Consider the following 13,304-nt stretch of genomic DNA (forward strand, 5'->3'; position numbering starts at 1 on the left):
AGGTTTTCTTGCTCATGGCCGTTAAAAAGCAGTTCAAAACATTCCAAGAATTATTATCTGGCTCAGATGTGCCGGTGTTGGTAGATTTCTATGCCACTTGGTGTGGGCCATGTCAGATGATGGCTCCTATCCTAGAACAGGTCAAGGCTGAGCTCAAAGATCGTTTGCAAGTTGTAAAAATTGACACGGACAAATACCCCCAGCTAGCCTCCCAGTATGGCATTGAGGCGTTACCAACCTTGGTACTGTTTAAAAACGGTCAGCCTCAACAACGGATAGAGGGGTTCAGACCAGCAGAAGACCTTATTCCACTATTACAAGCTTTGATTTAAGATAATTAGGGGTGAGATTGTCGTTGATAGCAGGACTGAGATTATCAGCTGATTGCTGATTGCTGATTGCTGATTGCTGATTGCTGATTGCTGATTGCTTACGTACCTTGCTCTTTGACCTTTTTTCCCAGGGTAATGGGATGAGCCCCCCTGATTTATCTGGGATTTATCCGGGGGATATCAGCGTGCTAGACCAAAAAACCTAGCTAGGAAGACGGGGCTTCATCGGAAGAGGCATCGGAAGAGGCATCGGAAGAAGAATCCGAAGAGGAATCCGATTCTTCTTGGGCAGATGGGGTCGCATCGCTGCTAGGTGTCGCTGATTTTTCTTTCTCTTTAGCACGCTCCTCCCGCTTTTTACGATCAGCTTGAATGGCATCTTCTATCACTACCCGAGCCTGTGCCATTTTTTCCAGGTTGCTGCGGTACAACTCCAAGTCTTTTTTTAGCTTTTCGGAAGGAAGGTTTAATCCACTGCTAATTTTGTTAAGTACCTCTTCGAGCTGTTTTTGATCCTGAGCTAACTCCGAGTCCGCCTGCTCTAGTAGTGAAAATAAACCAATGGCAAACAATCTGCTGTACTTAAACTGAGAATTTTGTGCGATCGCAGCTATAGTGGTAGCCAAATCCCCAGTCCCATTCTCAGAGGTTGGGGAACTTAACCAGGAGATCAAATCTTGCCCAGACATAGACTCTACGCTGGTTTTGAGCCTTTGGGCATCTTCCTGGTACTGCTGAGCTTCACCTCCGACTGCTTGACACAGAGCATTAAAAATTGATTCTTTATCATGTTCCGGTTGATAGCTCTGCATAAACCGGTCAAAGCATGTCACCACACCTAAGCCATAGATGGGGTCGTAGTTAAAATCGACATTAACCGACAGCAAATGCATCTCTACCATCAACTCTTCCACTACACGTCGGTAAATAGAGTTGATGGGGCGAGTGTGATAGGTGTAAAAATCCCGTTTAGTATCCGAGACTGTGCGAACAGTATTCACAAGGCAGATCAGAATTGAAGCTTTATATTATTGTTATTGTCTTATTGTCTACCATGAAGTACCTACCACCAAATCCAAGATGATGGTGGGGGTTTCCAGTTTCATCCGCTGATGCCAGATTGGTCTTAATCAACGTCCGGAGGTTTTGCTCTGTCGCACTCACTCCCGCAGTAGGAGCTAAAGGCTTTGTTCCCCTACTACCCTGGCTGCAACCCGCCTCCCGCAGGTCGTTTTATTTCTTTGAGTTCAACTTGCTGTGGACTTATTTTTACAAAGCTCAGCCAAGTTCTTTCCCCGAGCTGCCGCTAGTAGCATCCAAGCCCTTTTAGTCTGTCGGTTCAATAAGCACCTTTGCTATTATAACACCCTCTGATCAGACATCTGTGGAAAAAGATTCACCCAAGCCAAGCCCAGCTTAATCTGAAACCTAATCGGTCGCAGATGTCTATTCAGGTGGCGATACTGGATAAACCATCTAAGGCTTCTTCCTCCGTTTCAAAAATTTCAAACACTGTGTCCATCATAGTGACTTCAAACACAAGCTTGGCGTCTGGATGAACAGAACAAATGCGAAAGCTGCCCTTAATTTTGTCAGCATCTCGCATTCCAGCCACTAAGGATGTCAAACCCGAACTATCAATAAAGTCAACCTGACTCAGATTAACCACTACATGCCTTCGCAGTTGGGAGATACACTCTTGCAATTTCAGACGAAAGGGCCAAGCTGTAGTGATGTCCAGGCGTCCAATCGGTTTCAAAACAATCACATTTGTACCATCTTCAGTAGTATGAGTTTTCTGATCGATATGAACCATCAGCACCTCCTTGTCACAGCTACCGCTGATTGAAACCATACCAAATCTAATCATTAAGATTTCAGAGTGCGTCCCGAACGATTCAGGTGCGCGCCCGTTCGCGCCCCGCGTCGGCGAAAGCCGATAGGTGCGACCCAAGGGCGCGAGCAATCCCTCGCGCCCTTGGAGGCGCGCACCTTGAGCGAATTTAATTCTTAATGGGTCAAGGGCACCTGTAGGACTATCGCCACCTGTAGTCCCTGACTGCTTCCCAGCCGACTGAAAAAACTCCTCGTGATTTTTATTAATACGCCCTGACTAACAAATTAAGCCGGGAAGACCTATTCTAAACCAAGCCCTATGTGATTCGGCTCATCGAGCTACTCACTGCAAGCTAGTTTAGCTTAGAGGGATTGGTGAAATTTAAGGGAGCGTATCCAAATTGTTGCACAAATCTGGTCAGAGGAACTGAGGATGAAGGGAATGATGGCGAGCGAGTGCATCAAGACAATGGGAAAAATGACAGGATAGTCGAATGAGGGGGATGAATCCAGGATTTCTATTCTATCTTCCCCCACTGCTCCAGCATTCAGTATTCAGCATTCAGCATTCAGCATTCAGCATTCAGCTATTAGCGTGTCGCGTATCAGTCATTGGCCGTAGGCCATGCTACTTGAGGTGCTATCAGCTTGTGAATAAAACAGGTAAGCATTGGAATAATGCTGAGTTACTTCAGCTGACGGCTGATAGCTGACGGCTGATAGCTGAATGCGTACGTCGAACCATCCTAGTATTGCCATAAGTGATCTGACAACAGTTTAAGCTGTCCAGTTCGCCCAGTCTTGAGGCTTGAGGAATGTCTCATAGAGTTCGGCTTCTGGTGTATTGGGCTCAGGTTGGTAACCGTATTCCCAACGCACCAAGGGGGGTAAGGACATCAGGATGGATTCAGTACGCCCGTTAGTTTGCAGACCAAAAATTGTGCCTCGGTCATACACCAGGTTAAATTCTACATATCGACCCCGACGATAGAGTTGGAAGTTACGCTCTCTGTCTCCATATTCCAGATCGCGACGGCGCTCTACAATCGGTAGATAAGCTGGTAAAAATGACTCAGAGCAGGTTGTGACAAAGGCAAATAACTCTTCCCAACTGCGAGGCTCTAAATCCCCAACCTTTTCACTGTAAGCTGCTGCGGAACCATCTTGATGGGGACCACGATACAGTTTACCCGTGCCATCTTGATAGTCAAAAAATAAGCCTCCAACACCCCGCATTTCTTGGCGGTGTTTCAGATAAAAATACTCATCGCACCAAGACTTGAACACTGGGTAATACTCAGGGTGATGAGCATCACAGGCTTCTTTCAATTGGCGATGCAAATGGGCAGCATCTTCAGCAAAGGGATAGTAAGGGGTCAAATCGATTCCACCACCAAACCACCAGACTGGTCCTGCCTCAAAGTAGCGATAATTCAGGTGAACCGTGGGCACATAGGGATTACGAGGATGCAATACTAGGGAGGTACCAGTAGCGAAAAAACCATGTCCAGCTGCCTCGGGGCGCTGCTTCAAAATTGAGGGTGGCAGCTGTTTGCCCCAAACTTCAGAAAAGTTAACCCCACCCTGTTCCAATACTGAACCATCGCGCATCACACGGGAACGACCACCACCCCCTTCTTCTCTTTCCCAAGCATCTTCTCTGAAGGTGCCAATCCCGTCCAGTTTTACTAGAGCATCACAAATCGTATCTTGCAGCTGTTGCATCAACTGCTTGACTCTCTCCCTAGAGTCGGCAGGAGGTAAAGAAGTGGTATTAGTGGTAGTTGTTGTATCGGTCTGTAAAGCTGTCATAACAAATCCTAGTGGGTTTGGAAACCTTAGGTGCGCTCTTACCATTAAGAATTAAATTCGCCACGGGTCGCACCTCTGGTTTTTTAGGCTGGGGAGCAAAAACGAGCCGGGGTCTTTCTTTAGTCCCGGTCCCTCGAATGGGGGTGGGAAGATGTTCAGTTCCTACCCATTCCTGGTTAAGCCCCTAGAAGCGCCTATCGAAACAAAACCTTAAGTTGGCCTTGCCAATGTTATTGGTTGGTCGTTATTCGTTAGTACGATCGGGTACCTTCAGGGGAAACCCTGGGGGTTGGTAAAATTTCCAGGCAGTTGAGATCATATCCTAAATAGAGAGGGATTTTTCAACCAAAGCCATTTGGGGAAGATCATAAATCTGCCTGAGCATAGCTGCGGGAGGCGTGTAGTGATTCTTAATTTTTCTTTCAAGTTAATTGCTGGTCACGAGGGGATTTGGTGTAAGTTTTCCCTCTTCAAGACCTATCGCGCCCTGAGTACTGCCCCAGTGGAAGTCCTCTGGCAAAAATTGATCAACTTAGCGGATGTGTCTTGGAATCCTCTGCTGTCAAGTACCAATGCTCCGAGAGGTTTAATGGCTAAACCTGGTTTAATTTATCAGGTAGTCACTCGCTTGATCCCAATTCCGGTGCGAATTTTTGTAGAGCGTGTCTTACCCGGTGAGCTACTTAGTATACGATTTTTGGCAATCCCTGGAGTTGAAAATCGCGTGACTTACCAGGTTGAGTCCACCCTTTGTGGTACCTATATTTCCTACTCAGTTACCCTAAAAGGCTGGTTATCCCCCTTAATCTGGTGGATGATTCGCCCCTACGTCGCGCGGGTAGTATTTGAATTAGCCCAGGCGGCAGAGCAGGTCGGAGCAATCTAAACTTATAGCCGTTGACCCTTGGGAGAGGTAGACACCAACCATCCACCAGTGCCAAAGCTGGTCTACCCTCCTTACAAGGGTAGGTTTTTTACAAAGGGGCGAGTATTTACTTTTATTAGGTATAAATTCTTAATAAAATATGTATCAAAATACACAATTATTTCCGGGATAATTCTCCCCATTTCCCGCTCTTCCCCTCCTGGGAGGGGTTAGGGGTGGGTTCCGATTCCCGTTCCCCTCCTGGGAGGGGTTAGGGGTGGGTTCCGATTCCCGTTCCCCTCCTGGGAGGGGTTAGGGGTGGGTTCCGATTCCCGACTCCCGACCCAAATGTAAAAAACCTACCCCTGTGAGGTTCCCCCCACTCGCGCTTTGGATCAAGACAGGGACAAGAGTTTCAGGTTTTTTGTCCTGATTTAATAAAAGGTCGTAATAATACCACTTTAATAGAAGTTTATTGATTACTGACACACCTATCCGGACTTAATCGATAAATATTGAAAATGTTAAAGTACGAGGCTCCTAGCAGAGCCTAACTTTAGGATAGGCTGTAGCCAAATGAGTGACTTTTTTCAGTATACCTGTGGTTACCCTTCGGATACGGCGGTTTGCACCAAGGCAAGAATGTCTTAAAGCCAATCAGCGCCAATAAAGACTGTCCCTCATATATTTTATAAACGCTATATGTTCATTTTTTGATGAAATTACTGTTTACAAAAATCAGAGATATTCAGGTTTTTTAAAACTGTAATTATTTGTTTAAATTAATTACCAATTTACTCACCATTTGTATTCATATAAATAAAATTTTATATGTAATTATTTAGCTATCAGCTATCAGCTCTCAGCTCTCAGCTTTGAGCAAGGAGCTTTTAAATAAAACAAGTAAGCATTCGTTTAATCTTTGTTACGTCAGCACCTCAAGTAGCTTGAGCTAAAAGCTCACGGCTGAATCCTGAATGCTGACGGCTGACGGCTGACGGCTGATGGCTGAATGCTTACGTTTATATTTATTTTTATATTAAATTTAAGTTTAAATCAATATATTTAAATACATTATTAATCAGCAATTAAACCCCTCGTCAAAAAAATACTCAACAAAAGTATCGAGAAATGCAGCCAGATATTACCAAGTATATAGGACAAGATAACGATAACATTATAGAAAAGCCAATCCAAGACTATCTGCCACAACTATTGACCAAAATCGAATCGGCTTTGTTAGCAAATTCGTTAGTTGACGACTGTGTTGTCCTGGAGAGGAAAATTACAGAAGAAAAGAAAAAAATAGCCCTCAGAGACAATTGTAGTTTTTTGCCTATTATTGCCTATGTAGTCTCAGCTGGATCATCTTCATCAGAACAACTGCGATCGCTCCTGCAAGGGGTCGTGTCAGACACCATCTCAGACACTCTGCTATCTAGTGGTGAACCAAAATTTGGTGAACCAAAAGTCCCCCCTAATTTCTCCCCTAACATAATTATTGTTCCGGTAACTACCTTGCCCCTAACTCCCACAGGTGAGATAGATCAACAAGCACTAGCTTCTGTAGAAATAATTGATACCGACTTAGTGCAGCAATGGGAAGAGCAGCTACAGTCATATAGTTATGGAGGGGCAGAAATCAAGCAAGTCGCCGTAGTTCTACAAGACTACACCCAGCCCGACACACCCCTACATCTATTAGACCTACTTCCACCCTCCACCGAAACTAGTCCAAAGCAACCTACAGAATTATCACAAGCCAAGCCCCTACCGAGCCCTTACCCCAAGGCATCTTCCGATTGCGTTCCCGTAGCGACTCAGGGGGAGCATCGCTCAAATTCCACCCCATCAAAACCCGCCATCAGTCATGGTGAAGCGCTACAGTTACCAACAGATATCTCAACTCTCTCCCAAGCGCTACTAAAAACTGCAAGGGTTGCGCCGGAGCAAGGGATTATCTATCTCGACTCTGATAGTCAGGGAAATACTCACCAAAACTATCAATCTTACCCAGCTCTCCTCGAAGAAGCACAGCAGATTCTTGGTGGCTTAAGAAAACTAAATCTAAAGCCTCAAGACAAAGTAATCTTCCAATTTGACCAAAATCAAGACTTCATTCCAACCTTCTGGGCTTGTATTTTGGGCGGTTTTGTCCCAGTCCCGATTGCGATCGCACCGACCTATGAGTCATCTAACAGTACTGTCAATAAGCTGTGCAATGCCTGGAAAATGCTAGAGCAACCGGTCATCCTAACCAGTGATACCCTTGCTCCAGCAATCCGTGGTTTATGCTTTCCCGTAGCGGCTCCTACCGAGCATCCCTTGCCCAAAAAAGAAATTTTAATTGAAACCGTAGACAACTTGCGCTCATCTGAGCCTGACCTAAATTACTATCACAGCCAACCGGATGATTTAGCAATATTGTTACTGACCTCTGGAAGTACAGGAATGCCTAAAGGCGTCAGGTTGAGCCATAGCAATTTAATTAATAATGTCGCCGCCAGTGCCCAGAGGAATAATCTGACCCAAGATGATATCTCCTTGAACTGGCTTAACTTAGACCATGTTGGCTCTCTGGTACGCTGTTGTATTCGGGATGTCTATGTCGGTAACCTGCAAATCCATGCTCCCGCTAAAGCTTTCTTGGAAAATCCCCTCAATTGGTTGGATTGGATTGAAAACTATCGGGTTACCTTTGCCTGGGCTCCTAATTTTGCCCTAGGTTTGATAAATCAGAAAATAAATCAGAAATCCGTTGCTAACAGCCACCGGAAATGGGATTTATCTTCCCTCAAATCTGTATTAAGTGTGGCTGAGCCGATTGTACCTCAAACTGCAAAGCGATTCTTGCAGTTGCTTTCTCCCCATGGGTTATCGGTCAATGCCATGCATTCAGCTTGGGGAATGTCTGAAACCTGTGCTGCTGTGGTATTTTCCCATCGGTACTTGTTGAATTTACCGTCGGATAACCAGTCTGTTAACCACTCTGTTGTAGAAGTTGGCAGACCTGTGCCTGGCTTTTCTGTGCGGATTGTGGATGCACTCGGACAAATAGTTGAAGAAGATACAGTGGGTCAGGTACAGATTTCTGGTCCGATGGTTAGTGATGGTTATTACCAGAATCCTGAGCTAAATCGAGAAGCCTTTACACCGAATGGATGGTTAAAAACCGGAGATAATGGTGTACTGCGTGACGGACGTCTCACGATTACCGGTCGAGAAAAAGATGTCATTATTATTAATGGTCTCAATCACTATAGTTATGAAATCGAAGCAGTGGTTGAGCAGGTAGAGGGGGTGATTCCCTCTTACACAGCAGCTTGCGGAATTCGACAACCAAGTAAAGATACTGACCAATTGGTGATTTTCTTCCATACTGATTGGTCTGAGGATGACCAGTTAACCCCATTACTCCAGGACATCTCCACTGAGGTGGTTAGCAAACTAGGGGTGAGTCCGAGTTATCTTATTCCTCTACCAAAAGAGGCAATCCCCAAGAGTTCGATTGGGAAAATTTTGCGATCGCAACTCAAGGAGCAGTTTAACGCTGGTGAATTTGACCCGATTCTCAAAAAAGTTGATTGTCTTCTGGGTAATGAGAATACCCTTCCAGACTGGTTTTATCGTAAAGTTTGGCATCGAAAAGAAGCAGTCACCTTAGGTAGGACACCTACAAATGGTCGAACTCTGATATTTCTAGACTCCTTGGGATTAGGAGAAGTATTGTGCTCCAAGCTAGGTAAAGACCAATGTGTAGCAGTGGAACCCGGAGCCCCCGGAGCCGATTTTTTGCGACTTACAGGTGCCCAACTTACAGATGCCCAACTTACAGACAACCGCTATTCTATTGACCCCACCAATCCTGATCACTATCAGCAATTACTGAAGTCGTTGGTGGAAACCGACCAACCCATCGCACAGATTCTCCATTTGTGGACCTATGACGAGTATCGGGGAGAAATTGAGTCATCCGAAGCACTAGAACAAGCTCAGAATCAGGGCACTTACAGTCTACTATTTTTAATTCAGGCTTTGGATGGTTTGAAGTCACAGTTGAATTCACCCTTGAGAATTCTCAATTCAGAAGTCCAGTTGACTGTGGTTTCTAGCTATACACAGCCTACCTCGCCCCAGGATGACATTGCCTATGAGAAAAGTCCGATTCTGGGTCTGATCAAAACCTGTCCGAGAGAACTGCCTTGGCTGAACTGTCGCCATATCGATATACCTGTGGATGACCACCACATTAATGGGTTTCATATCCTGCGGGAAATGGCTGTATGTCAGAAAGAGCGAGAAGTAGCATACCGCAATCGCAACCGTTTGGTACCCTTACTCGAAAAAGCTGACCTACCCCAACTCGAAAAACAGGAATTGCCCTTTAAGCAAAAGGGAATGTATTTGATTAGTGGAGGTTTGGGAGGGATTGGAGTAGAAATTGCTAAATTTCTCCTAAACCACTATCAAGCTCGTCTGCTTTTAGTCGGTCGAACCCCCTTACCAGAGCCGACTACCAAAGGAAACCATTTAAAGGATGGAAATGGGTTAGCACCTGCCGTCAGAGCCTATCAAAACCTAGAGCAACTGGCCGAGCAACTGGGAGGAGAGATACGCTACGAGGCCGTGGATATTTGTGATTTAGCTCAGTTGCAACAGGTGGTTGAACGAGCCCAGTCTGACTGGCAAGCTTTCCTTGAAGGGGTCATTCATTTGGCCGGAATTGCCCCAGAACATTTTTTAGTAGAGGAAACCCGCAACAGTTTTGCTGCTACACTTCGTCCCAAGCTTTTAGGGTCGTGGGTACTGCATCAACTAATTAAAGATAAGCCAGACAGTGTTTTTATCAGCCTTTCTTCCGTGCTAGCCTTCTTTGGGGGAGCGACAATTGGTGCTTATGCTGCCGCTAATAATTTTCTAGAGTGCTTCTGCTACTACCAGCGGCACAAGACCTTGGTGCGCAGCTACTGCTATGGCTCAAGCACATGGGTTGAGACCACCCTCAATCGGAGTAAACAGATTAGGGAGTCCCGTCGTGCCTTAGGTCAGTACGGAATTTTCAACCAACAGGGAATCAATTCTATTCTCGCTGGGCTGCACCACGACCAACACTCCCTGATTTTGGGTTTGGATGGCAGCAATCCCTATGTTAGACGATACACCCAACAGCCACCATACCATCGGCAGCGGGTATCGGTATATTTCACGGCGGTTACAGAACTATCTGTTGCTCAGTTGCAGAGGTTAGAGGCATTCGTTCCTTTTGGAACCTCTATCACCCCTAAGTTTCAGCAACTCCAAGCTATGCCCCTAACTCCCGCAGGTGAAATCGACCGAGAGCAGTTGATTTCACCAAGCAAGGATACTGAAAACGTCTTGCCAGTAACCGATATAGAGCGTCAACTGGCTAGCATTTGGCAGAAGGTGTTGGGAGTTTCCCAGATTGGCATCGATGACAACTTCTTCGGGTTAGGAGGAAATTCCCTCCTAGCTGTGCAGCTATCTAGTGAGATTGAGAAGACCTTCGGCAAACAACTGCCCCTAGCTGCTCTATTCCAAGCACCAACCATCAAGCAACTCGCTCAACTTCTGTGCCAGTCAGAATGGTCATCCTCTTGGTTTTCCCTAGTGCCCATTCAACCTAGTGGTTCCAAGCCAGTTGTGTTTGCGATTCACATCCTTGGGGAAGGGTTTATATACTACCGCGATTTGGTACGTTATCTTGGTTGGGACTATCCAGTTTATGGACTAAGTTATGGACTAGCAGCGGCTACTAACGCCAACAACATCAATACCAAACCGGGTATAGGTAATGGACTCAAGGAGTTAGCCGCTCACTACATTGAGGAAATGCGACGGTTTCAACCCGAAGGGCCTTATTTTCTACAAGGGGTATCCCTCGGAGGTCAAATCGCCTTTGAAATGGCTAAGCAGCTTGATGCTCAAGGTCAGACTGTAGCAATTGTTGCCTTGTTTGATAGCTATGCTATTGGTTATCAGTGGAAGCCCTACGAAAATACCACCGTCTTACAACGGTACACTTTATTTTGGATACAAAAACTACAAACCTATTGGAATAACCTTTGGAGACTTGAACCTCACAAAAGGCGAGCTTATTTGTCTGAGAGAATCAGAGCGTTTGTCAGACATTATAAATCTGGAGCATACAAACGGCAATTCCAGTGGTTTGCTAAAAAGTCTAACTTATCTACCGAACCTGCTTTACCAAACCCTAATTTGGTTGATGGCATCTCAGATATCCAAAATGCTAACTACGAGACTCAACCATCTGAGCTGTCATCAGTCTACCCAGGGAAAATAACTCTCTTTCGAGCTAAACAGCAACCTCCAGGACATTACCATGACCCTCTTAATGGTTGGGATGGTATGGCAGCTTCTGGCATTGAAGTTCACCATATTCCTGGTGATCATATCTCAATGATGCTAGAACCCAATGTCCGGGTTTTGGCTGAAAAATTGAAAGCTTGTTTAGATAAGCTTTAAGAAACTATTAAGGATGAACTATGAAAAGGGAGTCGGGAGTCGGGAATCGGAACCCACCCCTAACCCCTCCGAGGAGGGGTTAGGGAATCGGGAATCGGGAGTGTGGGGAGAGAGGGGAGTGTGGGAAGAATTTTCCACAACAGATGCAGCGCCGACCTGAGACGGTTTCCCCATCAGCAACGGTTGTGGTTTGTCCCATTAGCAACTGCATCTTGAGGGGGGAAGAAAATTGACTGTACCTGATAAATATCAGAAACGCTATAAAAATATTTCCTATCTCCCCATCTCCCCATCTCCCCATCTCCCCATCTCTCCACACCCCATCTCCCCATCCTCACAGGGGTAGGTTTTTTACATTTGGGTCGGGAGTCGGGAATCGGGAGTCGGGAATCGGGAGTCGGGAATCGGGAAAAGCGGGAAATGGAGAGAATTATCCCGGAAAATAGTGTATAGTTTGATACATATTTTGAGGAATTTCTACGTAATCAAAGTACCTACTCGCCCCTTTGTAAAAAACCTACCCTTATGAGATCTCCCCATCTCCCCATCTCCCCACACCCCACACCCCACACCCCACACCCCACACCCCATCTCTCCACATACGCTAGTTGAGTCTATTACCTTATATATATATGCTTCCCTTCTTCAGAGGCATTTTGCGATGCTCTGTAGGAGCCGCTGGGTGAACGCAAAAGCGAATATTATATGAACAACCAATCAGTCAACTTAACAGCTAAGAAGACTAACAGCAAGCTTACTATCCTATTTGATGGGGGGTCTCGTGGGAATCCTGGCATAGCTGGTGCTGCTGCTGTTATTAAACAACCGGGAGCTAAAACCATTAGCGTTAGTCAATTTTTTCCTCATGCTACCAACAATGAGGCCGAATATACCGGAGCCATTCTTGGGTTGGAGAAGGCTTTGGAAATCGGTGCTGGGCAGGTAGTCCTAAAAGGAGATTCTCAACTGGTTATCAATCAGCTTAAAGGTACCTGGAGAGTTAAAACACCCCACTTACGACCGTTATGGACAAAAGCTAAGTCACTTCTGAACCAGTTTGACTCTGTTCAATTAGAGTGGATTCCCCGAGCACAGAATTCAGAAGCCGATGCCGTTGCGAATCAGGCTATGGATCAACGCAAAGGGGTTAGCGCTGTAAGAAAGAAAGCAACTGAGTTGCCCAAGGTTCAACCTTCTTTACCAAAACTTGCTGATCAGTTCTCTGAGTTGCCCAAGGCTAAACCTGTACCAAAACTTGCTAACCAGATCTCTGAGCTGATTGCCCTCGGAAAAAATGCTAAATTTAAAGATTTTCTTAAGTTAAAAAGTGGTCGGGATGAGTTTACTAGCAAGCGATTCCCCACCCTAAAGGAAATGGTACCTAGTCCTGTTCAAGATGCGATCGCATCGGCTATGGCTGATGCCGATGAATCTACCTTAGCCAGGGTATACCGCTGGTATCTCAGAGGATTACCGGTAGACCTAGCAATTAGAAAAGTCCAGGTCGATTTAGAAGTATCTGAAAATATTATCCAGCGTCGTCAAAAAAATCAACAAACCTTTGAATTATAACACATGATTATCCCTCTAGCAATCCTAGGGAATTTGTAACAAGTAAAAACTTTGATCAACCCCTCAGTACTTAGTAATTAGGACTAGATTTATACAAAATGCGACTGGTTCAGAATTAGGATTGCGATCGCAACCGTGGCTTTTGCCTGTGATCTATATCATAGGCGGAAAGCAAAAGATGAGTTACTATTGTGGGTACCAGATTTGGGTAGCAGATGTGGGTACCAGAGTCACCTGGCCAGGTGTAGGGTTAAGCTCAAACCAAAAAAAATACTAAAGAGCTATTGTTGAGAGTTCCTGACAGGATAAATAAAAGCTATCTATAAGTGCTTCACTACAGTAGTAGAAGCTCAGAGCTAATCCAACAGGAGTTCAATAAATTG

10 protein-coding genes are annotated in these 13,304 nt (G+C 45.4%); 4 read left to right on the top strand and 6 right to left on the bottom strand.

All coding sequences use genetic code 11. From position 1 onward, the window contains the following. Nucleotides 1-14 precede the first annotated feature (14 nt). The gene (gene trxA, locus F6K57_RS00745) at nt 15-332 is read left to right on the top strand and encodes a thioredoxin (protein ID WP_293025099.1); all 318 of its coding nucleotides are present in this window, start codon (nt 15-17) and stop codon (nt 330-332) included. A gap of 206 nt (nt 333-538) precedes the next feature. On the opposite strand, the gene psb29 is transcribed toward trxA, so the two are convergent. From psb29 to hemF, 4 genes are all read right to left on the bottom strand, one after another. Continuing rightward, on the bottom strand, nt 539-1,333 hold the full coding sequence (psb29, locus tag F6K57_RS00750; protein WP_293063969.1) for a photosystem II biogenesis protein Psp29: 795 nt from the start codon (nt 1,331-1,333) through the stop codon (nt 539-541). A gap of 449 nt (nt 1,334-1,782) precedes the next feature. After that, nucleotides 1,783-2,148, bottom strand: a complete 366-nt coding sequence (locus F6K57_RS00755) for an STAS domain-containing protein (protein ID WP_293025103.1) — start codon at nt 2,146-2,148, stop codon at nt 1,783-1,785. A 629-nt stretch (nt 2,149-2,777) separates the two neighbouring features. Continuing rightward, complete coding sequence (locus F6K57_RS00760) at nt 2,778-2,927, bottom strand: hypothetical protein (protein WP_293025105.1); 150 nt, start codon at nt 2,925-2,927, stop codon at nt 2,778-2,780. A gap of 18 nt (nt 2,928-2,945) precedes the next feature. Further along, on the bottom strand, nt 2,946-3,980 hold the full coding sequence (gene hemF, locus F6K57_RS00765; protein ID WP_293025107.1) for an oxygen-dependent coproporphyrinogen oxidase: 1,035 nt from the start codon (nt 3,978-3,980) through the stop codon (nt 2,946-2,948). A 403-nt stretch (nt 3,981-4,383) separates the two neighbouring features. Here hemF and F6K57_RS00770 point away from each other — a divergent pair, with 403 nt between their 5' ends. Beyond that, nucleotides 4,384-4,866: an SRPBCC family protein gene (locus tag F6K57_RS00770; protein ID WP_293041743.1), complete on the top strand. Its 483-nt coding sequence runs from the start codon at nt 4,384-4,386 to the stop codon at nt 4,864-4,866. Nucleotides 4,867-5,976: 1,110 nt separating this feature from the next. Further along, nucleotides 5,977-11,349, top strand: coding sequence for an SDR family oxidoreductase (locus tag F6K57_RS00775; protein WP_293063971.1), 5,373 nt, complete (start codon nt 5,977-5,979; stop codon nt 11,347-11,349). Nucleotides 11,350-11,367: 18 nt separating this feature from the next. Here the strand turns inward: F6K57_RS00775 and F6K57_RS00780 are convergent, their stop codons facing one another. Further along, entirely contained in the window at nt 11,368-11,523 is a 156-nt protein-coding gene (locus F6K57_RS00780; RefSeq protein WP_293028364.1) for a hypothetical protein, read from the bottom strand. Beyond that, a complete protein-coding gene (locus F6K57_RS00785) occupies nt 11,523-11,681 on the bottom strand; it encodes a hypothetical protein (RefSeq protein ID WP_293041752.1) in 159 nt (52 codons plus the stop codon). The genes F6K57_RS00780 and F6K57_RS00785 overlap by 1 nt, the downstream gene beginning before the upstream one ends. A 373-nt stretch (nt 11,682-12,054) precedes the next feature. Here F6K57_RS00785 and F6K57_RS00790 point away from each other — a divergent pair, with 373 nt between their 5' ends. Further along, on the top strand, nt 12,055-12,921 hold the full coding sequence (locus F6K57_RS00790; RefSeq protein WP_293046105.1) for a ribonuclease HI family protein: 867 nt from the start codon (nt 12,055-12,057) through the stop codon (nt 12,919-12,921). The last annotated feature ends 383 nt before the right edge of the window (nt 12,922-13,304 follow it).

This window comes from Moorena sp. SIO4A5 (genome assembly GCF_010672005.1).
Taxonomy (GTDB): domain Bacteria; phylum Cyanobacteriota; class Cyanobacteriia; order Cyanobacteriales; family Coleofasciculaceae; genus Moorena.